This is a genomic window from Pseudomonas sp. NFPP02 (genome assembly GCF_900119355.1).
GTDB classification, from domain to species: Bacteria; Pseudomonadota; Gammaproteobacteria; order Pseudomonadales; family Pseudomonadaceae; genus Aquipseudomonas; species Aquipseudomonas paracarnis.
Map to the genome: position 1 here is coordinate 92,376 of NZ_FPJI01000003.1, position 23,778 is coordinate 116,153.

The 23,778-nt window shown below is 60.0% G+C and carries 21 protein-coding genes; 19 read left to right on the forward strand and 2 right to left on the reverse strand.

The features are described from left to right. Positions 1 to 2: 2 nt before the first annotated feature. Complete coding sequence (gene clpS, locus BT204_RS06510; RefSeq protein ID WP_005789091.1) at positions 3 to 371, reverse strand: ATP-dependent Clp protease adapter ClpS; 369 nt, start codon at positions 369 to 371, stop codon at positions 3 to 5. A 225-nt stretch (positions 372 to 596) separates the two neighbouring features. Between clpS and cspD the strand changes: the two genes are divergently transcribed. Beyond that, positions 597 to 872 carry a cold shock domain-containing protein CspD gene (cspD, locus tag BT204_RS28260; RefSeq protein ID WP_034128147.1) on the forward strand — a complete coding sequence of 92 codons (276 nt, stop codon included), beginning with the start codon at positions 597 to 599 and terminating at the stop codon, positions 870 to 872. A gap of 74 nt (positions 873 to 946) precedes the next feature. Here cspD and icd read toward each other — a convergent pair whose 3' ends face one another. Further along, positions 947 to 2,203, reverse strand: coding sequence for an NADP-dependent isocitrate dehydrogenase (gene icd / locus BT204_RS06520; RefSeq protein WP_005789095.1), 1,257 nt, complete (start codon positions 2,201 to 2,203; stop codon positions 947 to 949). A 483-nt stretch (positions 2,204 to 2,686) separates the two neighbouring features. On the opposite strand from icd, the gene BT204_RS06525 reads away from it, so the two are divergent. The 18 genes from BT204_RS06525 (at position 2,687) to nuoJ (ending at position 23,776) form a co-directional block, all read left to right on the forward strand. After that, positions 2,687 to 4,912, forward strand: a complete 2,226-nt coding sequence (locus BT204_RS06525) for an NADP-dependent isocitrate dehydrogenase (protein WP_005789097.1) — start codon at positions 2,687 to 2,689, stop codon at positions 4,910 to 4,912. Positions 4,913 to 5,202: 290 nt separating this feature from the next. Then, a complete protein-coding gene (locus BT204_RS06535; RefSeq protein WP_057974909.1) occupies positions 5,203 to 5,649 on the forward strand; it encodes an NUDIX hydrolase in 447 nt (148 codons plus the stop codon). A 59-nt stretch (positions 5,650 to 5,708) separates the two neighbouring features. Next, complete coding sequence (gene mnmA, locus BT204_RS06540; protein ID WP_034127883.1) at positions 5,709 to 6,833, forward strand: tRNA 2-thiouridine(34) synthase MnmA; 1,125 nt, start codon at positions 5,709 to 5,711, stop codon at positions 6,831 to 6,833. Next, complete coding sequence (hflD, locus tag BT204_RS06545) at positions 6,830 to 7,453, forward strand: high frequency lysogenization protein HflD (protein ID WP_003192101.1); 624 nt, start codon at positions 6,830 to 6,832, stop codon at positions 7,451 to 7,453. Before mnmA ends, hflD begins: the two co-directional genes overlap by 4 nt. 125 nt (positions 7,454 to 7,578) lie before the next feature. Further along, the gene (gene purB, locus BT204_RS06550) at positions 7,579 to 8,949 is read left to right on the forward strand and encodes an adenylosuccinate lyase (protein WP_014718906.1); all 1,371 of its coding nucleotides are present in this window, start codon (positions 7,579 to 7,581) and stop codon (positions 8,947 to 8,949) included. A gap of 84 nt (positions 8,950 to 9,033) precedes the next feature. Then, positions 9,034 to 10,200: a ribosomal protein uL16 3-hydroxylase gene (locus BT204_RS06555; RefSeq protein WP_014718907.1), complete on the forward strand. Its 1,167-nt coding sequence runs from the start codon at positions 9,034 to 9,036 to the stop codon at positions 10,198 to 10,200. Further along, positions 10,193 to 10,615, forward strand: a complete 423-nt coding sequence (locus BT204_RS06560; RefSeq protein ID WP_003192105.1) for a GNAT family N-acetyltransferase — start codon at positions 10,193 to 10,195, stop codon at positions 10,613 to 10,615. Before BT204_RS06555 ends, BT204_RS06560 begins: the two co-directional genes overlap by 8 nt. A 227-nt stretch (positions 10,616 to 10,842) precedes the next feature. After that, positions 10,843 to 11,580, forward strand: a complete 738-nt coding sequence (locus BT204_RS06565; RefSeq protein ID WP_014718909.1) for a secretin N-terminal domain-containing protein — start codon at positions 10,843 to 10,845, stop codon at positions 11,578 to 11,580. 493 nt (positions 11,581 to 12,073) lie between these two features. After that, positions 12,074 to 13,399, forward strand: a complete 1,326-nt coding sequence (gene aceA, locus BT204_RS06570) for an isocitrate lyase (RefSeq protein WP_003174717.1) — start codon at positions 12,074 to 12,076, stop codon at positions 13,397 to 13,399. Between the two features lie 642 nt (positions 13,400 to 14,041). Continuing rightward, entirely contained in the window at positions 14,042 to 14,455 is a 414-nt protein-coding gene (locus BT204_RS06575) for an NADH-quinone oxidoreductase subunit A (protein WP_003192109.1), read from the forward strand. A 10-nt stretch (positions 14,456 to 14,465) separates the two neighbouring features. Next, complete coding sequence (locus BT204_RS06580; protein ID WP_003174719.1) at positions 14,466 to 15,140, forward strand: NuoB/complex I 20 kDa subunit family protein; 675 nt, start codon at positions 14,466 to 14,468, stop codon at positions 15,138 to 15,140. A gap of 72 nt (positions 15,141 to 15,212) precedes the next feature. Then, positions 15,213 to 16,997: an NADH-quinone oxidoreductase subunit C/D gene (gene nuoC / locus BT204_RS06585; protein WP_003192111.1), complete on the forward strand. Its 1,785-nt coding sequence runs from the start codon at positions 15,213 to 15,215 to the stop codon at positions 16,995 to 16,997. A 2-nt stretch (positions 16,998 to 16,999) separates the two neighbouring features. Beyond that, positions 17,000 to 17,497: an NADH-quinone oxidoreductase subunit NuoE gene (gene nuoE, locus BT204_RS06590; RefSeq protein WP_056861694.1), complete on the forward strand. Its 498-nt coding sequence runs from the start codon at positions 17,000 to 17,002 to the stop codon at positions 17,495 to 17,497. Next, a complete protein-coding gene (nuoF, locus tag BT204_RS06595; protein WP_032896666.1) occupies positions 17,494 to 18,849 on the forward strand; it encodes an NADH-quinone oxidoreductase subunit NuoF in 1,356 nt (451 codons plus the stop codon). The genes nuoE and nuoF overlap by 4 nt, the downstream gene beginning before the upstream one ends. A gap of 135 nt (positions 18,850 to 18,984) precedes the next feature. Beyond that, the gene (gene nuoG / locus BT204_RS06600; protein ID WP_072446040.1) at positions 18,985 to 21,699 is read left to right on the forward strand and encodes an NADH-quinone oxidoreductase subunit NuoG; all 2,715 of its coding nucleotides are present in this window, start codon (positions 18,985 to 18,987) and stop codon (positions 21,697 to 21,699) included. After that, positions 21,696 to 22,703 carry an NADH-quinone oxidoreductase subunit NuoH gene (nuoH, locus tag BT204_RS06605; RefSeq protein WP_003174724.1) on the forward strand — a complete coding sequence of 336 codons (1,008 nt, stop codon included), beginning with the start codon at positions 21,696 to 21,698 and terminating at the stop codon, positions 22,701 to 22,703. Before nuoG ends, nuoH begins: the two co-directional genes overlap by 4 nt. 11 nt (positions 22,704 to 22,714) lie before the next feature. After that, complete coding sequence (gene nuoI / locus BT204_RS06610; RefSeq protein ID WP_003174725.1) at positions 22,715 to 23,263, forward strand: NADH-quinone oxidoreductase subunit NuoI; 549 nt, start codon at positions 22,715 to 22,717, stop codon at positions 23,261 to 23,263. 9 nt (positions 23,264 to 23,272) lie between these two features. Beyond that, a complete protein-coding gene (nuoJ, locus tag BT204_RS06615) occupies positions 23,273 to 23,776 on the forward strand; it encodes an NADH-quinone oxidoreductase subunit J (protein WP_003174726.1) in 504 nt (167 codons plus the stop codon). Positions 23,777 to 23,778: the final 2 nt, after the last annotated feature.

A 23,778-nucleotide genomic window follows, 5' to 3' on the forward strand; every position in this document is an offset into this window, starting at 1 on the left:
CGTTAACCGTCCTTCTCGATTTCACAGAGTAGCGGATGCTGGCTTTCCCTGGCGTACTGGTTGACCTGCATGGCCTTTGTCTCGGCGATGTCGCGGGTAAACACTCCACATACTGCCCGTCCTTCTGTGTGAACGGCCAGCATTACCTTGGTCGCCAACTCGCGGTTCAGGTTAAAAAACACCTCGAGCACTTCGACGACGAAATCCATCGGTGTGTAGTCATCATTGAACAAAACCACCTTGTACATCGGCGGCGCCTGTAAAGCAGGCTTGGCCTCCTGAACAGCAATGCCTGCAGAACCGTCGTCGTCATGTTCCTGATCCGGGCGATCCTGATTGAATGTTAGTCGAATCTGGCTGTTTGCATGCATGGGAAAGAAAGGTTCGTCAGTGGTTCAATTACAGTGGTGGGGGCGACCTGTCAGAATTTCAACTCTGACTCTTGGGTCACCTTGACTATCGGCGAAACGGTGTTACAACAAATAGAGCCCACAGTGGGTAAAAAAGGTCCGCGCAGTCAACCTTATTTATTCGGGTTAGGACGGATAGACAGGATGATACTCCAGTGATGGAGTCTGGTGCAGAGGGATAAGGGAATGGCTAGTGGTAAGGTCAAGTGGTTCAACAATGCCAAGGGTTACGGCTTCATTAATGAAGACGGAAAGAGTGAAGACCTCTTTGCGCATTTCTCAGCGATCAATATGGATGGGTACAAAACGCTGAAAGCGGGCCAAGTGGTCTCCTTTGAGATTACCCAGGGCCCAAAGGGCTTGCATGCGGTGAAGATCGAAGGAATCACCGCCAGTAGCCCTGCCGCAGAAAACGTTGCGGCGCCCGGCCAGAAATCACGACAAGAAAAGCAGAAGGCCTGACCAGTCACAGAACAAAGCACTGAAAGCAAACCGGCCACCCCGAATCACCAGGGCGGCCGGTTTTGTGTGCCTGTTTACATATGCTTGATCAATGCATCACCAAAGCCCGACGAAGACACTAACGTAGCGCCATCCATCAGACGCTCGAAGTCATAGGTCACAGTCTTGGCCGAAATCGCGCCATTGGTGCCCTTGATGATCAGATCCGCTGCCTCGACCCACCCCATATGCCGCAGCATCATTTCTGCCGACAGGATCAATGAACCAGGGTTGACCTGATCCTTGCCCGCATATTTAGGCGCAGTGCCGTGGGTGGCTTCAAACATTGCCACGGTGTCCGACAGGTTGGCTCCCGGCGCAATACCAATACCGCCCACTTCAGCCGCCAGGGCGTCGGACAGGTAATCGCCATTGAGATTGAGGGTCGCGATCACGTCATATTCGGCCGGGCGCAGCAGGATCTGCTGGAGCATGGCGTCGGCAATAGCATCTTTGACCACCACATTCTTGCCGGTCTTGGGGTTCTTGAACTGCATCCACGGCCCGCCATCGAGCAAGGTCGCACCGAACTCTTCCGCCGCCACCTCATAGGCCCACTCCTTGAAGGCACCCTCGGTGAACTTCATGATGTTGCCTTTGTGCACGATGGTCAGCGAGTCGCGGTCGTTATCCACCACATATTGCAGGGCCTTGCGCGCCAGGCGCTTGGTACCCTCTTTGGAGACCGGCTTGACGCCAATCCCGCAATCCTGGTCGAAACGGATCTTGGTAACGCCCATTTCTTCCTTGAGGAACTTGATCACCTTGATCGCTTCCGGCGAACCGGCCTTCCACTCGATGCCCGCGTAAATATCCTCGGAGTTCTCACGGAAGATGGTCATGTCCACGTCGCCTGGCTTTTTCACCGGGCTGGGCACGCCTTCGAACCAGCGCACCGGGCGCAGGCACACATACAGGTCGAGCTGCTGGCGCAGCGCCACGTTCAGCGAACGGATACCGCCACCGACCGGCGTTGTCAGCGGGCCCTTGATGGACACCACGTAATCCTTGACCGCATCCAGGGTTTCCTGGGGCAGCCAGGTGTCCTGGTCGTAGACTTGAGTGGCCTTTTCACCAGCGTACACCTCCATCCAGGAGATTTTGCGCTTGCCGCCGTAAGCCTTTTCAACAGCGGCATCGACCACCTTGATCATCACCGGGCTGATGTCGACGCCAATACCGTCTCCTTCGATGTAGGGGATGATCGGTTGGTCAGGAACATTGAGAGAATGGTCTGCATTGACGGTGATTTTGTCGCCGACTGCCGGAACCTGAATCTTCTTGTATCCCATGCTGAACTCCATCTATGGATTGAACATCTGGCTGCGTTCGAGCCTACTCCAGATAAATGGCGACTGAAACCTCACGCCATGCTCATTTGCATCGAAAACAGCACATTTGGTGGCCTACAAGCCTGAAAGCAAAGGGAAAAGCGCCAATCTTGAGCACATCTCACCACCCCACGCACCTGCGACCTTTAGACCAATGGACGAGCCCCCTTTTGTATGAAGGCTCAGCGTAAGCATAGCGACCTATGTATAATGCCGCCGCTGACCAAAGAGTCACGACGGCGGACCGCTCTAGAACGTAGCCTTTCGCCAGAAAGCCGGACTATTACCATAGCCCACCCGCTTGACGCTCGACTGATGCAAACCAACATCACCGCGAAGAAACCTCGACATTTCGCTCATGGATGACTTTGAACGAACGCGCTCTACCCGGCGCATCTCGAGTTTCTGCGCACGCTTTCAGCAAAGAAGAGAGTTAATCCGAATATGCCCACCCGCTCGAAGATCATCTACACCTTCACCGACGAAGCCCCAGCCCTCGCCACCTATTCACTGCTGCCTATCGTAGAGGCCTTCACCGCTTCCGCTGATATTGCCGTGGAAACCCGCGACATTTCCCTCGCCGGGCGCATCCTCGCAAGCTTCCCCGAGCAACTGGGCACCAAGGCCATCCCGGACCACCTCGCCGAACTGGGCGACCTGGCCGTTACGCCTGAAGCCAACATCATCAAGCTTCCCAACATCAGCGCCTCGACCCCGCAGCTGCAAGCCGCGATCAAGGAACTGCAGGCCCAGGGCTACGCCCTGCCGGACTACCCGGAAACCGTAACCACCGACGCGGAAAAAGAAACCCGTGCACGTTACGACAAGGTCAAGGGCAGCGCCGTGAACCCGGTACTGCGCGAAGGCAACTCCGACCGTCGCGCACCGCTGTCGGTCAAGAACTACGCACGCAAGCACCCGCACAAAATGGGCGCCTGGGCTGCAGACTCCAAGTCGCACATTGCCCACATGAGCAATGGTGACTTCTACGGCAGCGAAAAAGCCGTACAAATCGAAGCCGCCGACGCTGTCAAAATTGCGCTGGTTGCCCAGGACGGCACCACCACCGTCCTGAAAGAAAAGACCAGTGTCCAGGCCGGCGAGATCATCGACACCGCCGTACTGAGCAAGAAAGCTCTGCGCAGCTTCATCGCCGCTGAAATCGAAGACGCCAAGAAGCAAGGCGTGCTGCTGTCGGTTCACCTCAAAGCCACCATGATGAAGGTCTCCGACCCGATCATGTTCGGCCAGATCGTTGCCGAGTTCTATAAAGATGCACTGGCCAAGCACGCGACCGTACTTGAGCAGATCGGCTTCAACCTGAACAACGGCATCGGCGACCTGTACGCCCGCATCAAAGCGCTGCCGGCCGATCAGCAAGCGCAGATCGAAGCGGACATCCAGGCGGTCTACGCCGCTCGCCCTGCCCTGGCGATGGTCAACTCCGACAAAGGCATCACCAACCTGCACGTGCCGAGCGACGTGATCGTCGACGCCTCGATGCCGGCCATGATCCGTGACTCCGGCAAAATGTGGGGCACCGACGGCCAGTTGCACGACACCAAGGCCGTGATCCCGGATCGCTGCTACGCCACCATCTACCAGGCGGTCATCGAAGACTGCAAGGCCAATGGCGCCTTCGACCCGACCACCATGGGCAGCGTGCCAAACGTTGGCCTGATGGCCAAGAAAGCCGAAGAGTACGGCTCCCACGACAAGACCTTCCAGATCAAGGCTGACGGCGTGGTTCGCGTCACCGACAGCCAGGGCAACCTGCTGATGGAACAGAAAGTCGAAGCCGGCGACATCTTCCGCATGTGCCAGACCAAAGACGCGCCGATCCAGGACTGGGTCAAGCTCGCGGTCAACCGCGCCCGCGCCAGCAACACCCCGGCCATTTTCTGGCTGGACCCAAAGCGCGCCCACGATGGCGTCGTGGTCGAGAAAGTTCAGGCATACCTGAAAGACCACAACACCGAAGGCCTGGACATCCGCATCATGGCCCCGGTCGATGCGATGAAGTTCACCCTGGAGCGCACCCGCAAGGGCCTGGACACCATCTCGGTGACCGGCAACGTACTGCGCGACTACCTGACCGACCTGTTCCCGATCATGGAGCTGGGCACCAGCGCCAAGATGCTGTCGATCGTGCCGCTGATGAATGGCGGTGGCCTGTTCGAAACCGGTGCCGGCGGTTCGGCTCCCAAGCACGTTCAGCAGCTGCTGGAAGAAAACTTCCTGCGCTGGGATTCCCTGGGCGAGTTCCTGGCCCTGGCCGCGTCCCTTGAACATCTGGGCGTGACCTACAACAACCCGAAAGCCCTGGTGCTGTCCAAGACCCTGGACCAGGCTACCGGCCAGTTCCTGGACAACAACAAGTCGCCATCGCGCAAAGTCGGCAACATCGACAACCGCGGCAGCCACTTCTACCTGGCGCTGTACTGGGCCCAGGCCCTGGCTGCCCAGACCGAAGACGCTGCACTGCAAGCGCAGTTCGGCGAACTGGCCAAAACCCTGGCCGAGAACGAAGCAACCATCGTTGCCGAACTCAACGCCGTACAGGGCAAGCCAGTGGACATCGGCGGCTACTACGCGCCGAACCCAGAACTGACCAGCAAAGCCATGCGCCCAAGCAACACCCTCAATGCGGCAATTGCCAAGTTGAAGTAAGGTTGTAAGGATGCAAAGACGCCCCGGCCAAGTGCCGGGGTTTCTGTTTGTAGGGACTTCATTGAAGAAACCCAATCAAATGTGGGAGCTGGCTTGCCTGCGATTACAGCCTGTAGGAGCGAGCTTGCTCGCGAAAAACTCAAAGGCGCCGCGTTCATTCAGCAAACACGCGTTATCGTTGACGTTTTTCGCGAGCAAGCTCGCTCCTACAGAAAAGCCTTAATTGACTGGCATTAAGGCAAGCCAGCTCCCACATTGACCGAGTCACCTTCCCGATACCGAGGCTTGCAATGACCTGGCTCCCCCACATCACCGTCGCCACCATCGTCGAAGACAACGGCAAGTTCCTGATGGTCGAAGAACTCAAGGGCGGCCGCGCCGTGCTCAACCAGCCCGCCGGCCACCTGGACCCGAACGAAACCCTGACCGAAGCCGCCGTGCGCGAAACCCTTGAAGAAACCGGTTGGGACGTAGAAGCCACCGGCATTGTCGGCATCTACCTGTACACCGCGCCGAGCAATGGCGTGACCTATCAGCGCGTGTGCTTTATCGCCAAGGCGCTTAAACACCACCCGGATTATCAACTTGACGAAGGCATCCTGCGCGCCCGCTGGTTGACCCGTGACGAGCTGATGGCCGTGCGCGACGACTGGCGCAGCGAGCTGATCATCCGCTGCATCGATGATTATCTGGCCGGCCACAGGCACAGTCTCGAATTGATCCGCCCTTCTCTTTAGCCTTAGCGGCTCGGGCCTGATAGAATCGCGTCCTTTTTCAAGACACCCGTTGAAACCCTATGCGTGATCCAGCCCCTTCTGACACACAAAAGAAGCGCGTCATCGTCGGCATGTCCGGCGGCGTGGATTCTTCCGTTTCCGCCGTTCTGCTCATGGAGCAGGGTTATGAGGTGGAAGGCCTGTTCATGAAGAACTGGGAAGAAGACGATGGAACCGAATACTGCACCGCCATGGACGACCTGGCGGACGCGCAGGCCGTGTGCGACAAGATCGGCATCAAGCTGCACACCGCCAACTTCGCCGCCGAGTACTGGGACAACGTGTTCGAGCACTTCCTGGCCGAATACAAGGCCGGCCGCACGCCGAACCCGGACATCCTGTGTAACCGCGAAATCAAGTTCAAGGCCTTCCTCGACTACGCTATGATGCTCGGCGCCGACCTGATAGCTACCGGCCACTACGTGCGCCGTCGCGATATCGATGGCCGCACCGAACTGCTCAAGGGCCTGGACCCGAACAAGGACCAGAGCTACTTCCTGCACGCCGTGGGCGGTGAACAGATCGCCAAGACTCTGTTCCCGGTCGGCGAGCTGGAAAAACCCGAAGTGCGCAAGATTGCCGAGAAGCACGGCCTGGCCACCGCCAAGAAGAAAGACTCCACCGGCATTTGCTTTATCGGCGAGCGGCGCTTCAGCGATTTCCTCAAGCAATACCTGCCGGCGCAACCGGGCGAGATCAAGACCACCGAGGGTGAAGTGATCGGCCGCCACCATGGCTTGATGTACCACACCATCGGTCAACGCCAGGGCTTGGGCATCGGCGGTTTGAAGGACGCCGGTGAAGAGCCGTGGTACGTACTGGTCAAAGACCTGGAGAACAACGTGCTGGTGGTCGGCCAGGGCAACGAGCATCCGCTACTGTTCTCCGGCGCCCTGCTCGCTTCCGAGATTTATTGGGTCAACCCTATCGACTTGAGCACCCCGCGCCGCCTGACCGCCAAAGTGCGTTATCGCCAGAGCGACCAGCCCTGCACCCTGGAAAAGACCGCCACCGGCTACCGTGCCACCTTCGATGATCCGCAACGCGCGGTCACCCCTGGCCAGTCCGTGGTGTTCTATGACGGCGAAATCTGCCTGGGCGGCGGCGTGATTGAAGTTGCGCAAGCCTGGAGCAACCCGGCATGAGCCCGACCCAGGAGCAGTTGACAGCCCTTGGCGGTGTCTTTCTCGCTGCGGTACTGGTGGACAAGATCGCCAAGACCGGCCAGGTCACTGAAGCCGGCCTGACCTGCATGCTCGGCAGCCTGCTGATCCGCGACCCCAAGGACACCCTTGAGGTTTACGGCGGCGACGACCTGGCCCTGCGTGAAGGCTATCGCGCCCTGATCGGCGCCCTGGAGCGCGACCCCAGTACTTTGCAGCGCGAGCCGCTACGTTATGCCCTGTCGATGCTCGGCCTTGAGCGCCAGTTGGCCAAGCGCGACGACCTGCTGGACACCATCGGCAAGCGCCTGCCGCAGATCCAGTCCCAGGTAGAACACTTCGGCCCGGCCCACGAAAACGTGATCGCCGCCTGTGGTGCGCTGTACCAGGACACCTTGAGCACCCTGCGCCAGCGCATCCAGGTGCATGGCGACATGCGTAACCTGCAGCAACCCAACAACGCGTCGAAAATCCGCGCCCTGCTCCTGGCCGGTATTCGTTCGGCACGCTTGTGGCGCCAACTGGGCGGTCATCGCTGGCAGTTGGTGATCAGCCGACGCAAATTGCTCAAAGAGCTTTACCCGTTGATGCGCAACGAATAAGTCGCACCAGCAGGCTGTTTTCAAGCCATTACGCGTAATACGCCGGTCAGTTGGCGACGGACCGGCGGATTTTTTCATGTATGATACGCGCCCCATTTCGTTGCCCGACTGTCCGAGAACACCCCATGCAGCTCTCTTCGCTCACTGCGGTTTCCCCTGTTGACGGCCGCTACGCCGGCAAAACCCAGGCCCTGCGCCCTATTTTCAGCGAGTACGGCCTGATCCGTGCCCGTGTCCTGGTTGAAGTGCGCTGGCTCCAGCGCCTGGCCGCTCACCCCGCCATCAGCGAAGTGCCGGCGTTTTCCGCCGAGGCCAACGCTGTATTGAACACCCTGGCGGAAAACTTCTCCCTGGAGCACGCCGAGCGTGTGAAAGAGATCGAGCGCACCACCAACCACGACGTCAAAGCCATCGAATACCTGCTCAAAGAGCAAGCGGCCCAACTGCCGGAACTGGCCCAGGTCAGCGAGTTCATCCACTTTGCCTGCACCAGCGAGGACATCAACAACCTGTCCCACGCCTTGATGCTGCGCGAAGGCCGTGATGACGTGATGCTGCCGCTGATGCGCCAGACCGCCGAAGCCATCCGCGAGCTGGCGATCCGTTTCGCCGCCGTGCCGATGCTGTCGCGCACCCACGGCCAACCGGCCTCGCCGACCACCCTGGGCAAAGAACTGGCCAACGTGGTGTACCGCCTGGAGCGTCAGATCGCCCAAGTCGCCGCCGTGCCATTGCTGGGCAAGATCAACGGCGCCGTAGGCAACTACAACGCCCACCTGTCGGCCTACCCTGAGATCGACTGGGAAGCCAACGCCCGCGCCTTCATCGAAGACGAATTGGGCCTGGGCTTCAACCCCTACACCACGCAGATCGAACCCCACGACTACATCGCCGAGCTGTTCGACGCGATTGCACGCTTCAACACCATCTTGATCGATTTCGATCGCGATATCTGGGGCTACATCTCCCTGGGCTACTTCAAGCAGCGCACCATTGCAGGCGAAATCGGTTCGTCGACCATGCCGCACAAGGTCAACCCGATCGACTTCGAAAACTCCGAAGGCAACCTGGGTATCGCCAACGCCCTGTTCCAGCACCTGGCCAGCAAGTTGCCGATCTCCCGCTGGCAGCGCGACCTGACCGACTCCACCGTACTGCGCAACCTCGGTGTCGGATTTGCCCACAGCGTGATCGCGTACGAAGCCAGCCTCAAAGGCATCAGCAAGCTGGAGCTCAACGAGCAGAAAATTGCCGCTGACCTGGACGCGTGCTGGGAAGTATTGGCCGAGCCGATCCAGACCGTAATGCGCCGCTACAACATCGAAAACCCCTACGAGAAGCTGAAAGAATTGACGCGCGGCAAGGGCATCAGCCCCGAAGCGCTGCAAACTTTCATCGACGGCCTGGACATGCCAGCCGCAGCCAAGGCCGAGCTGAAACTGCTCACCCCGGCCAACTACATCGGCAACGCTGTAGAACAAGCCAAGCGCATCTGATCCAAGCAAGCTCCTTTGAGACGCCCGGCCGCGCCGGGCGTTTTTATTCCTGTCTTAAAAGTGCTTTTTTTCAATAGGTTACACATGAATCCTGATATCCCTCTTCAACTTCTGGGCGGCATCACGGCACGGGAATTCCTGCGCGACTACTGGCAGAAAAAACCGCTGCTGATCCGCCAGGCCATCCCTGACTTCGAAAGCCCGATCGACGCCGACGAACTGGCAGGCCTGGCCCTGGAAGAAGAAGTCGAGTCGCGCCTGGTGATCGAACACGGCGAGCGCCCGTGGGAACTGCGTCGCGGCCCGTTCGCCGAAGACGCTTTCAGCACCCTGCCCGAGCGCGAGTGGACCCTGCTGGTGCAGGCAGTCGACCAGTTCGTGCCGGAGGTGGCTGAGCTGCTGGAGCACTTCCGCTTCCTGCCGAGCTGGCGTATCGATGATGTGATGATCAGCTTCGCCGCGCCGGGTGGCAGCGTCGGTCCGCATTTCGATAACTACGATGTGTTCCTGCTGCAAGCCCAGGGCAAGCGCAACTGGAAGATCGGCCAGATGTGCAATTCCGAAAGCCCGTTACTGCAACACGCCGACCTGCGCATCCTCGCCGAATTCGAAGAAAGCGCCGAATGGGTGCTCGAACCGGGCGACATGCTCTACCTGCCCCCGCGCCTGGCCCATTTCGGTATTGCCGAAGACGACTGCATGACCTATTCCGTAGGTTTCCGTGCACCGAGCGCCGCTGAAGTGCTGACCCACTTCACCGACTTCCTCAGCCAGTACCTGACCGACGAAGAGCGCTACACCGACGCCGACGCCCAGCCGGTCAGCGACCCACACCAGATCCAGGGCGACGCACTGGACCGCCTCAAGGGCCTGCTCGCCGAGCACATGAGCGATGAGCGCATGCTGCTGACCTGGTTCGGCCAGTTCATGACCGAGCCACGCTACCCGGAACTGGTGGCCGGTGAAGAGTTGGGCGAAGAAGACTTCATCAACAGCCTGCAAGACGGCGCGATCTTGGTGCGCAACCCGAGCGCACGCCTGGCCTGGTCCGAAGTGGATGACGACGTACTGCTGTTCGCCAGCGGCCAGAGCCGTTACCTGCCGGGCAAACTGCGTGAACTGTTGAAGCTGGTGTGCTCGGCCGATGCACTGCACAGCGAAAACCTGGGCGAGTGGCTGGCCGACGAAGACGGTCGCGACCTACTGTGCGAACTGGTCAAGCAAGGCAGCCTGGGGTTCGCGGATGAATAAAATTCACGTAAGTGTCGCGGACTGGCGAAAGGATATCGACGAGATTCGGCGCATTCGTGAAGCGGTATTCATCGCTGAACAATCGGTCCCGCCTGAATTGGAGTGGGACGCGGACGATGCCGGCGCCATGCATTTTCTTGCATACGAAGGCGACTTCCCGATTGGCACCGCTCGATTGCTGCCCAGCGGCGAGATCGGTCGGGTATCGGTGCTCAAGGACTGGCGCGGACTGAAAGTCGGCGACAAGCTGATGGAAGCAGTAATTGGCGAGGCCGTGAAACGCGGCCAGACCAGGCAATTCCTGAGTGCGCAGGTGTATGCGGCACCGTTCTATGAGCGACTGGGTTTCAAGATCGTCAGCGATGAGTTTCTTGAGGTCGGGATTCCGCATGTGGATATGGTGCGCGAGGGCTGATTCAAGCCCGCATCGCCTTTATCGCAGGCAAGCCAGCCCCCACAGCTGACCGAGCACATCCCTGGAATACGCTCAAGTGTGGGAGCTGGCTTGCCTGCGATAGCTATTTCAACAACACCACAAAATGCCCTGCCTGCCAGGGCATTTTGCCGTCTACGATTCAACTTGCGACCCACCAGGCCGACAAACTGGCACTATCAAGCAAATGACTCGCAGAGATAACGGACATGTCCCTACGCACCCTGCTCACCGCCCTCGTGATGACCGTCAGCGCTTGCGCCATGGCCGCCACTGAAGTCGTCAACCTGAACAACCGCACCAGCGCCGACCTGCTGCCCGTGGCGCAGAACTTCATTGGCAAGGACGGCACCGTCAGCGCCTACGGCAACCAGCTTATCGTTAACGCTGAGCCCGCCAGGATCGAGGGCTTGCGCGCACTGCTCGGCCAATTGGATACACCGGCCAAACGCCTGCTAATCACCGTCGATACCAACGAGAACAACCAACAGAACAGCGGTGACAGCCAGACCCGCATCATCAGCTACGGCACTGCCAGCCGCGACGGTGGCGTGCAGCAGATCCAGGCCAGCGAAGGCGTGCCCGCGCTGATCCAGGTCGGCCAGAGTGTACCGCTGACCACCACGCAACAGGATAGCTATGGCCGCCTGCAAAACCAGACCCAGTATCGCAACGTCACCCAGGGTTTTTACGTGACCGCCAGCGTCACCGGCGAGACCGTCCACTTGGCCATCAGTACCAACCGTGACCGCATGAGCCAGGAACGTCCCGATGTAGTGAACGTGCAAAGCACCGACACAACCGTCAGCGGCCGCCTGGGCGAATGGATCCCCCTGGCCGGCATCAATCGTGAAACCCAGGCGGACAAATCCTCTACAACCCGCAGCTACTCTACTCAGGGCCGCGATGACCTGACTTTGCGGGTCAAGGTCGACACCCTGAACTGAGGCACCAAAAACTGACTGGCAAGTCGCATTAGACCAAAGATGTAGTGCCTGAAAAAAAGCACTACAAACCATTTGACGAGCCAAAAAAGCATGGGCATGATGGCCTCGCTCCCGCTAATCAGGGGCCCTGGCAAGGGCCTTCGGATCGCCGCTCTAAGCTACCCACCTGAGCCGATTCGTGTCTGTACCGCCCACAAGGTGTGTTTGACGTTGGTTGCGACTGGAACGAAGTTGTCCCGAGGGACGGAAGCCAACCAGGTAACCCGGCTACACACTGATGGATCGTACAAAGGCCCACGACGCCCGAAGACCGTTCGCAGTTTGCCTTTACCTGCTCAACTCCCCCTTGAGCCCCATCGTTCATACCGTCGCCTACCTCCGTCAGATTTGACTTGAACACCAAAGCTTCTGGTCAGCGAGCAACCCTACCCAGGCAACGAATGCCGGGCTGGCAAACGGATACTTCAAACAAGACGCGACGAGGTTTTTCCCCATGGCACTGACACGCGAACAGCAAATTGCAGCCCTTGAAAAAGACTGGGCTGAAAACCCACGCTGGAAAGGCGTGACCCGCGCTTATTCCGCTGCTGACGTCGTCCGCCTGCGTGGCTCGGTCCAACCTGAGCACACCTTTGCAAAACTCGGCGCCGAGAAGCTGTGGAACCTGGTCACCCAAGGTGCCAAGCCTTCTTTCCGTCCCGACAAAGATTTCGTCAACTGCATGGGCGCCCTCACTGGCGGCCAGGCAGTTCAGCAGGTAAAAGCCGGTATCCAGGCGATCTACCTGTCCGGCTGGCAAGTGGCAGCGGACAACAACTCCGCTGAATCCATGTACCCCGACCAATCGCTGTACCCGGTGGACTCGGTGCCAACCGTGGTCAAGCGCATCAACAACTCGTTCCGTCGCGCCGACCAGATCCAGTGGAAAGCCGGCAAGAACCCTGGTGATGAAGGCTACATCGACTACTTCGCGCCAATCGTGGCTGATGCCGAAGCCGGTTTCGGCGGCGTACTCAACGCCTACGAGCTGATGAAGAGCATGATCGAGGCAGGCGCTGCCGGCGTGCACTTCGAAGACCAGCTGGCTTCGGTGAAAAAATGCGGCCACATGGGCGGCAAGGTACTGGTACCGACCCAGGAAGCCGTGCAGAAGCTGACCGCTGCCCGCCTGGCCGCTGACGTTGCCGGCACACCGACCATCATCCTGGCCCGTACCGACGCCAACGCGGCAGACTTGCTGACCTCGGACTGCGACCCGTACGACCAACCATTCGTTACCGGCGAGCGTACCCAGGAAGGCTTCTATAAAGTGCGCGCCGGCCTCGACCAGGCAATCGCCCGTGGCCTGGCCTACGCGCCGTACGCCGACCTGATCTGGTGCGAAACCGCCAAGCCGGACCTGGACGAAGCCCGTCGTTTCGCCGAAGCGATCAAGAAGGAATACCCGGACCAACTGCTGTCCTACAACTGCTCGCCTTCTTTCAACTGGAAGAAGAACCTGGACGACGCGACCATCGCCAAGTTCCAGCGTGAGCTGTCGGCCATGGGCTACAAGCACCAGTTCATCACCCTGGCCGGCATTCACAACATGTGGCACAGCATGTTCAACCTGGCGCACGACTACGCCCGCAACGACATGACGGCCTACGTGAAGCTGCAGGAGCAGGAATTCGCTGACGCCGCCAAGGGTTACACCTTTGTGGCGCACCAGCAGGAAGTGGGCACCGGTTACTTCGACGACATGACCACCGTGATCCAGGGCGGCACCTCGTCCGTGACCGCGCTGACCGGTTCGACCGAAGAAGAGCAGTTCCACTAAGTACCGCGTACACGGCCACTGCGGCCCCACGGAAGACCTAACCACAGTGCCGCGCAACAATCACGCCCCGACTGGTTCGGGGCGTTTTTTTGCCTGGGAATCACCGAAAATCAATGGTGGGAGCTGGCTTGCCTGCGATGGCGGTGGGTCAGAGGCAGGTGTTTCAGCTGATCCGCCGCCATCGCAGGCAAGCCAGCTCCCACATTGACCGCGCCCTATCCATAGTTTTTTACTAAAAACATTGATCCAGAGCGGTATCCGCGCACATCCGATCGGTTAAAAGAACCGTTGCGACAACTAAGCGACACTCAAGCAAGTAACGGTAACTTCCCGCGCCACATGAGAAACACTCGCTTACACCCCCTGCAAACAATATTCATTATCATTTGGCGCCCGAAAACTTCGTTACAGCTTAAACAAAACATAATTGATGAAAAGCCCGCTAATGCCCACACCACAAGGGCTACAGCCCCAAGAAGGTGCACTATGTGCTTATTCCACCGAATAATTTCGCCCTGGGAATTTTACTTGCCCGGTGTTTAGCCATAAAATCACCGCGATTGATTGCAGTGCGACATATCGTCACTGCATCGTTACTTTTTCGAGCTCAGAGACCTTTGCTCTCTGTTAAGGATTTCCAGCATGACCGACGCGACAGGACTCATGGCCCACAACTGGGGCTTTGCCATTTTCCTTCTCGGTGTTGTAGGCCTCTGCGCCTTCATGCTCGGCGTGTCCAGCCTCCTCGGGTCAAAAGCCTGGGGCCGCAGCAAAAACGAACCGTTCGAATCCGGCATGCTGCCTACAGGTGGCGCCCGCTTGCGGCTCTCAGCCAAATTCTATCTGGTCGCGATGTTGTTCGTGATCTTCGATATCGAAGCCCTCTTTCTCTTTGCATGGTCTGTGTCCGTCCGCGAAAGCGGCTGGACCGGATTCGTCGAAGCTCTCGTTTTCATAGCAATTCTGTTGGCAGGTCTTGTCTACCTGTTCCGAGTGGGCGCCCTTGACTGGGCTCCGGAAGCTCGTCGCAAGCGGCAAGCGAAGCTGAAACAATGAGGCTTTGGCAATGCAATACAATCTCACCAGGATCGACCCGGATGCTCCTAACGAGCAGTACCCTATCGGCGAACGGGAAACCGTTTCCGACCCGTTAGAAGACCAAGTCCACAAAAACATCTACATGGGCAAGCTGGAAGACGTGCTGAGTGGCGCGGTCAACTGGGGGCGTAAAAACTCCCTGTGGCCGTACAACTTCGGCCTTTCGTGCTGCTACGTGGAAATGACCACCGCCTTCACGGCGCCCCACGACATTGCGCGCTTTGGCGCCGAAGTTATCCGGGCCTCGCCGCGCCAGGCGGATTTCATGGTTATCGCCGGTACCTGCTTCATCAAGATGGCGCCGATCATCCAGCGTCTCTATGAGCAAATGCTCGAGCCGAAATGGGTTATCTCCATGGGTTCGTGCGCCAACTCCGGTGGCATGTACGACATCTACTCGGTCGTTCAAGGGGTGGACAAGTTCCTGCCCGTGGACGTCTACGTGCCTGGCTGCCCGCCCCGTCCCGAAGCGTTCCTGCAAGGCTTGATGCTGTTGCAGGAATCGATTGGCAAGGAGCGTCGCCCACTGTCCTGGGTGGTCGGTGATCAAGGCGTTTATCGCGCCGAGATGCCGTCTCAAAAGGAACAGCGCCGCGAACAGCGAATCGCAGTCACCAACCTGCGCAGCCCCGACGAAGTCTGATCCAGCACCGCTTCTTTTATAGAACGAAAACCTGGCTTCATTCTTTACGTTGACCGAAAGCGATAAAAAACCATGACTACAGGCAGTGCTCTGTACATCCCGCCTTACAAGGCAGACGACCAGGATGTGGTTGTCGAACTCAATAACCGTTTTGGCCCTGACGCCTTCACCGCCCAGGCCACACGCACCGGTATGCCGGTGCTGTGGGTGGCGCGTGCCAGGCTCGTCGAAGTCCTGACCTTCCTGCGCAACCTGCCCAAGCCGTACGTCATGCTCTATGACCTGCATGGCGTGGACGAGCGTCTGCGCACCAAGCGCCAGGGCCTGCCGAGCGGCGCCGATTTCACCGTGTTCTACCACCTGATGTCGCTGGAACGTAACAGCGACGTGATGATCAAGGTTGCGCTGAGCGAGAGCGACCTGAGCATCCCGACCGTGACCGGTATCTGGCCGAACGCCAGCTGGTACGAGCGTGAAGTCTGGGACATGTTCGGTATCGACTTCCCGGGCCACCCGCACCTGACGCGCATCATGATGCCGCCGACCTGGGAAGGTCACCCGCTGCGCAAGGACTTCCCTGCCCGCGCCACCGAATTCGACCCGTTCAGCCTCAACCTGGCCAAGCAGCAGCTAGAAGAAGAGGCGGCGCGCTTCCGCCCCGAAGACTGGGGCATGAAGCGTTCCGGCACCAACGAGGACTACATGTTCCTCAACCTGGGCCCGAACCACCCTTCGGCTCACGGTGCCTTCCGTATCATCCTGCAACTGGACGGCGAAGAGATCGTCGACTGCGTCCCGGACATCGGCTACCACCACCGTGGCGCCGAGAAGATGGCCGAGCGCCAGTCCTGGCACAGCTTCATCCCGTACACCGACCGTATCGACTACCTCGGCGGCGTGATGAACAACCTGCCGTACGTGCTCTCGGTCGAGAAGCTGGCCGGCATCAAGGTGCCGGACCGCGTCGACACCATCCGCATCATGATGGCCGAGTTCTTCCGCATCACCAGCCACCTGCTGTTCCTGGGTACCTATATCCAGGACGTCGGCGCCATGACCCCGGTGTTCTTCACCTTCACCGACCGTCAGCGCGCCTACAAGGTCATCGAAGCCATCACCGGTTTCCGCCTGCACCCGGCCTGGTACCGCATCGGCGGCGTGGCCCACGACCTGCCGAACGGCTGGGAACGCCTGGTCAAGGAATTCATCGACTGGATGCCCAAGCGCCTGGACGAGTACCAGAAAGCCGCCCTGGACAACAGCATCCTCAAAGGCCGCACCATCGGCGTCGCGCAGTACAACACCAAAGAGGCCCTGGAATGGGGCGTCACCGGTGCCGGCCTGCGTTCCACCGGTTGCGACTTCGACCTGCGTAAAGCGCGCCCGTACTCCGGCTACGAGAACTTCGAGTTCGAAGTACCGCTGGCGGCCAATGGCGATGCCTACGACCGTTGCATCGTGCGCGTCGAAGAAATGCGCCAGAGCCTGAAGATCATCGAGCAGTGCATGCGCAACATGCCGGCCGGCCCGTACAAGGCGGATCACCCGCTGACCACGCCGCCGCCCAAAGAGCGCACGCTGCAACACATCGAAACCCTGATCACGCACTTCCTGCAGGTTTCGTGGGGCCCGGTGATGCCGGCCAACGAATCCTTCCAGATGATCGAAGCGACCAAGGGTATCAACAGTTATTACCTGACGAGCGATGGCGGCACCATGAGCTACCGCACCCGGATTCGTACCCCAAGTTTTGCCCACTTGCAGCAGATCCCTTCGGTGATCAAAGGCGAGATGGTCGCGGACTTGATTGCGTACCTGGGTAGTATCGATTTCGTTATGGCCGACGTGGACCGCTAAGCATGAACAGCACGCTTATCCAGACAGACCGTTTCACCTTGAGTGAAACCGAGCGCTCGGCCATCGAGCACGAGCTGCATCACTACGAAGACCCGCGCGCGGCGTCTATCGAAGCCCTGAAGATCGTCCAGAAAGAACGTGGCTGGGTGCCCGACGGCGCCCTCTACGCCATCGGCGAGATCCTCGGCATTCCCGCCAGCGACGTTGAAGGCGTGGCCACGTTCTACAGCCAGATCTTCCGCCAGCCGGTGGGCCGTCACATCATTCGCGTGTGCGACAGCATGGTCTGCTACATCGGTGGCCATGAGTCCGTGGTCAGCGAGATCCAGAACAAACTGGGCATCGGCCTCGGCCAGACCACCGCGGACGGCCGCTTCACCCTGCTGCCGGTGTGCTGCCTGGGCAACTGCGACAAGGCGCCGGCTTTGATGATCGACGACGACACATTCGGTGACGTACAGCCCGCTGGCGTCACCCAATTGCTCGAGGGCTACCCATGACCCTGACTTCCTTCGGCCCGGCCAACCTGATCAAGCGTTCGGCCGAGACTCACCCCCTCACCTGGCGCCTGCGTGACGACGGCGAGCCGGTATGGCTCGACGAGTACCAGGCCAAGAACGGCTACGCGGCTGCGCGCAAAGCCTTCGCCGACATGGCCCAGGACGATATCGTCCAGACCGTGAAGGACGCCGGCCTCAAGGGCCGCGGCGGTGCGGGCTTCCCTACCGGCGTGAAGTGGGGCCTGATGCCCAAAGACGAATCCATCAACATCCGTTACCTGCTGTGCAACGCGGATGAGATGGAGCCCAACACCTGGAAAGACCGCATGTTGATGGAGCAACTGCCCCATCTGCTGATCGAAGGCATGTTGATCAGCGCCCGTGCGCTCAAGACCTACCGTGGCTATATCTTCCTGCGTGGCGAGTACACCACCGCCGCCAAGCACCTCAACCGTGCCGTGGAAGAAGCCAAGGCCGCCGGCCTGCTGGGCAAGAACATCCTCGGTTCCGGTTTCGACTTCGAACTGTTCGTGCACACCGGGGCCGGGCGTTATATCTGCGGTGAAGAAACCGCACTGATCAACTCCCTCGAAGGCCGCCGCGCCAACCCGCGCTCCAAGCCGCCCTTCCCCGCCGCCGTCGGCGTATGGGGCAAGCCGACCTGCGTGAACAACGTCGAGACCCTGTGCAACGTGCCGGCGATCATCGCCGACGGCGTGGACTGGTACAAATCCCTGGCCCGCGAAGGCAGCGAAGACATGGGCACCAAGCTCATGGGTTTCTCCGGCAAGGTCAAGAACCCTGGCCTGTGGGAACTGCCGTTTGGCGTGACCGCGCGCGAGCTGTTCGAGGACTACGCCGGCGGCATGCGCGACGGCTACACCTTGAAAGCCTGGCAGCCAGGTGGCGCCGGCACCGGTTTCCTGCTCCCTGAGCATCTGGATGCACAAATGTATGCCGGCGGCATCGGCAAGGTGGGCACCCGGATGGGTACCGGCCTGGCGATGGCGGTGGACAACACGGTGAACATGGTCTCGTTGCTGCGCAACATGGAGCAGTTCTTCGCCCGCGAGTCCTGCGGTTTCTGCACCCCCTGCCGCGACGGTTTGCCGTGGAGCGTCAAGCTGCTGATGGCCCTGGAAAATGGCGAAGGCCGCGAGGGTGATATCGAAACCCTGCTGGGCCTGGTCGGTTTCCTCGGCCCAGGCAAGACTTTCTGTGCTCACGCACCGGGCGCCGTGGAGCCATTGGGCAGCGCAATCAAATACTTCCGCTCGGAGTTCGAAGCCGGCATCGCGCCCACCAGCGCCGCCGTCCCGCCTCTGGCAAAGCCGATCGTAGTCGGCGCGTAACGCTTAAACAGGCGAAGGGTCCGTGCCCTTCGCCTGCTCATGTGCTGACGCCGTAAAGGCTGTGTAGATGCACATGAATAACAAGATTCCATTAGCCACGCCCGCTGACAACGGGCCAACGAAGAACTTTGAACCATGGCCACTATCCACGTAGACGGCAAAGCGCTCGAAGTCGATGGGGCGGACAACCTGTTACAGGCATGTCTGTCACTCGGCCTCGACATCCCGTATTTCTGCTGGCACCCCGCTCTCGGTAGCGTCGGTGCCTGTCGCCAGTGTGCGGTCAAGCAATACACCGACGAAAACGACACCCGTGGTCGTATCGTCATGTCCTGCATGACCCCAGCCACCGACAACACCTGGATCTCCATCGACGATGAAGAGTCCAAGGCGTTCCGCGCCAGCGTTGTCGAATGGCTGATGACCAACCACCCCCACGACTGCCCGGTCTGTGAGGAAGGCGGTCACTGCCACCTGCAAGACATGACGGTGATGACCGGCCACAACGAGCGCCGCTATCGCTTCACCAAGCGTACCCACCAGAACCAGGACCTCGGCCCGTTCATTTCCCACGAAATGAACCGCTGCATCGCCTGCTACCGCTGCGTGCGCTTCTACAAGGACTACGCCGGCGGCACCGACCTCGGCGTATTCGGCGCCCACGACAACGTGTACTTCGGTCGCGTTGAAGACGGCGTGCTCGAAAGCGAATTCTCCGGCAACCTCACCGAGGTCTGCCCGACCGGTGTGTTCACCGACAAGACCCACTCCGAGCGCTACAACCGCAAGTGGGACATGCAATTTGCGCCGAGCATTTGCCATGGCTGCTCCAGCGGTTGCAACATCTCCCCGGGCGAGCGCTACGGTGAATTGCGCCGTATCGAAAACCGCTTCAACGGTTCGGTCAACCAGTACTTCCTGTGCGACCGTGGCCGCTTCGGCTACGGCTACGTCAACCGCGAAGACCGTCCGCGCCAGCCGCTGCTGGCCGATGGCGCCAAGCTGAGCCTGGACGCCGCGCTGGATAAAGCCGCCGACCTGTTGCGCGGGCGCACTATCGTCGGTATCGGTTCGCCACGTGCCAGCCTCGAAAGCAACTTCGCCTTGCGTGAACTGGTGGGTGCCGAGCACTTCTACTGCGGTATCGAAGCGGGCGAGCTGGAGCGCATCCGCCTGGTCCTGCAAGTGCTGAACGACAGCCCGCTGCCAGTGCCGAACATGCGCGACATCGAAGACCACGATGCGATCTTCGTACTCGGTGAAGACCTGACCCAGACCGCTGCACGCATCGCGCTGTCGCTGCGTCAGTCGGTCAAAGGCAAGGCCGAAGAAATGGCCGACGCCATGCGCGTACAGCCTTGGCTTGACGCCGCCGTGAAGAACATCGGCCAGCACGCGCTGAACCCGCTGTTTATCGCTTCCCTGGCTGAAACCAAGCTCGACGACATCGCTGAAGAATGCGTACACGCCGCGCCGGACGACCTGGCGCGCCTCGGTTTCGCCGTGGCCCACGCCCTCGACGCCAGCGCACCCGCCGTTGAAGGCCTGGACGCCGAAGCTGTCGAGTTGGCTCAGCGCATTGCCGACGCCCTGCTGGCGGCCAAGCGCCCGCTGATCATTGCCGGTACCTCGTTGGGTTCCAAGGCGCTGATCGAAGCCGCCGCCAACATCGCCAAGGCCCTTAAGCTGCGCGACAAAAATGGCTCCATCAGCCTGGTGGTGCCGGAAGCCAACAGCCTGGGCCTGGCAATGCTCGGTGGCGAGTCCGTGGACGCAGCGCTGCAAGCAGTGACCGACGGCAACGCCGACGCCATCGTGGTGCTGGAAAACGACCTGTACACCCGCACCGCTGCCGCCAAGGTTGACGCTGCACTGGATGCTGCCAAGGTGCTGATCGTCGCCGACCACCAGAAGACCGCCACCAGCGACCGCGCCGACCTGGTACTGCCAGCCGCCACCTTCGCCGAAGGCGACGGCACACTGGTCAGCCAGGAAGGCCGCGCCCAGCGCTTCTTCCAGGTGTTCGATCCGAAGTACATGGACGCCAGCATCCTGGTGCACGAAGGCTGGCGCTGGCTGCATGCCCTGCGCGCCACCCTGCTGAACCAGCCGATCGACTGGACCCAACTCGACCACGTGACCGCTGCCACCGCCGCCAGCGCGCCGCAGCTTGCTCGTATCGTGGATGCCGCGCCTTCTGCCGCGTTCCGCATCAAGGGCCTGAAACTGGCACGTGAGCCGCTGCGTTACTCCGGTCGTACCGCCATGCGTGCTGACATCAGCGTGCACGAGCCACGTACCCCGCAAGACAACGACACCGCGTTTGCCTTCTCCATGGAAGGTTATTCGGGTTCGGCCGAACCCCGTCAGCAGGTGCCGTTTGCCTGGTCGCCGGGCTGGAACTCGCCGCAAGCCTGGAACAAGTTCCAGGACGAAGTCGGTGGTCACATCCGCGCTGGCGACCCGGGCACTCGCCTGATCGAAACCAGCGGTGACTCGCTGAACTGGTTCGCTGCGGTACCGCGTCCGTTCAACCCGGCGCCGGGCACCTGGCAGGTTGTGCCGTTCTTCCACCTGTTCGGCAGCGAAGAAACCTCTTCCAAGGCCGCGCCGGTTCAAGAGCGTATTCCTGCCGCTTACGTGTCCGTCGCCAGGTCCGAAGCCGACCGCCTGGGCGTCAACGACGGTGCCCTGCTCAGCCTCAACGTGGCCGGCCAGACCTTGCGTCTGCCGCTGCGTATCAACGATGAGTTGGGTGCCGGCCTGGTTGCACTGCCTAAAGGCATCGCCGGTATTCCGCCTGCCATTTTCGGCAAAACCGTTGACGGTCTGCAGGAGGCAGCGCAATGACTTGGTTCACGCCGGAAGTAATTGACGTGATCATCTCGGTGGTCAAGGCCATCGTGATCCTGTTGGCCGTGGTCGTCGCGGGCGCCCTGCTCAGCTTCGTCGAACGTCGCCTGCTGGGCTGGTGGCAGGACCGTTACGGTCCGAACCGCGTTGGCCCGTTCGGCATGTTCCAGATCGCTGCCGACATGCTGAAAATGTTCTTCAAGGAAGACTGGACCCCGCCGTTTGCCGACAAGGTGATCTTCACCCTGGCACCGGTGGTAGCCATGAGCGCCTTGCTGATTGCGTTTGCGATCATCCCGATCACCCCGACCTGGGGCGTGGCGGACCTGAACATCGGTTTGCTGTTCTTCTTCGCCATGGCCGGTTTGTCGGTATACGCGGTGCTGTTCGCCGGTTGGTCGAGCAACAACAAGTTCGCCCTGCTGGGCAGCTTGCGTGCCTCGGCCCAAACCGTATCCTATGAAGTGTTCATGGGGTTGGCACTGATGGGCATCGTGGTGCAGGTTGGCTCGTTCAACATGCGCGACATCGTCGAGTACCAGGCGCAGAACCTGTGGTTCATCATTCCGCAGTTCTTCGGCTTCTGCACCTTCTTCATCGCTGGCGTGGCCGTGACTCACCGTCACCCCTTCGACCAGCCGGAAGCGGAACAGGAACTGGCCGACGGTTACCACATTGAATATGCCGGTATGAAGTGGGGCATGTTCTTCGTCGGTGAGTACATCGGCATCATCTTGATCTCGGCCCTGCTGGTCACGCTGTTCTTCGGCGGCTGGCACGGTCCGTTCGGCATCCTGCCGCAGTTGGCCTTCTTCTGGTTCTTCCTGAAGACCGCGTTCTTCATCATGCTGTTCATCCTGCTGCGCGCCTCGATTCCGCGCCCGCGCTATGACCAGGTGATGGATTTCAGCTGGAGATTCTGCCTGCCGCTGACCCTGATCAATTTGCTGGTGACGGCTGCCGTCGTGTTGTTGAACACGCCCGCTGCCGCGGTTCAGTGAGGATTTGACCCATGTTCAAATATATTGGCGACATCGTTAAGGGTACCGGTACCCAGTTGCGAAGCCTGGTGATGGTGTTCGGTCACGGCTTTCGCAAACGCGACACCCTGCAATACCCCGAAGAAGCGGTGTACCTGCCGCCGCGCTATCGCGGCCGCATCGTACTGACCCGCGACCCCGACGGCGAAGAGCGTTGCGTAGCCTGCAACCTGTGCGCCGTGGCGTGCCCGGTGGGTTGCATTTCCCTGCAGAAAGCTGAAACCGAAGATGGTCGCTGGTACCCGGACTTCTTCCGCATCAACTTCTCGCGCTGCATTTTCTGCGGCCTCTGCGAGGAAGCTTGCCCGACCACCGCGATCCAGCTGACGCCGGATTTCGAGATGGCCGAGTTCAAACGTCAGGACCTGGTGTACGAGAAAGAAGATCTTTTGATCTCTGGTCCCGGTAAAAACCCTGATTACAACTTCTATCGTGTTGCAGGTATGGCCGTTGCCGGTAAGCCAAAAGGCGCCGCACAAAACGAAGCCGAGCCGATCAACGTGAAGAGCTTGCTGCCTTAAGGAAGAAAGATGGAATTCGCTTTCTATTTCGCATCGGGTATTGCAGTGGTGTCCACGCTTCGCGTGATCACCAACACTAACCCCGTGCACGCCCTGCTCTACCTGATCATTTCGCTGATCGCCGTGGCCATGACCTTTTTCAGCCTCGGCGCACCGTTCGCCGGTGTGCTGGAAGTGATCGCCTACGCCGGCGCCATCATGGTGCTGTTCGTGTTTGTGGTGATGATGCTCAACCTGGGGCCGGCTTCGGTCGCCCAGGAGCGCGTCTGGCTCAAGCCCGGCATCTGGCTCGGCCCGGTTGTCCTCGCAGCCCTGCTGCTGGGTGAACTGCTGTATGTGCTGTTCGCTCACCAGAGCGGCCAGGCCATCGGCCACACCACCGTAGACGCGAAAGCCGTGGGCATCAGCCTGTTCGGCCCGTACCTGCTGGTGGTCGAACTGGCTTCGATGCTGCTGCTCGCCGCAGCCATCACTGCCTTCCACTTGGGCCGCAACGAAGCCAAGGAGCAATGACG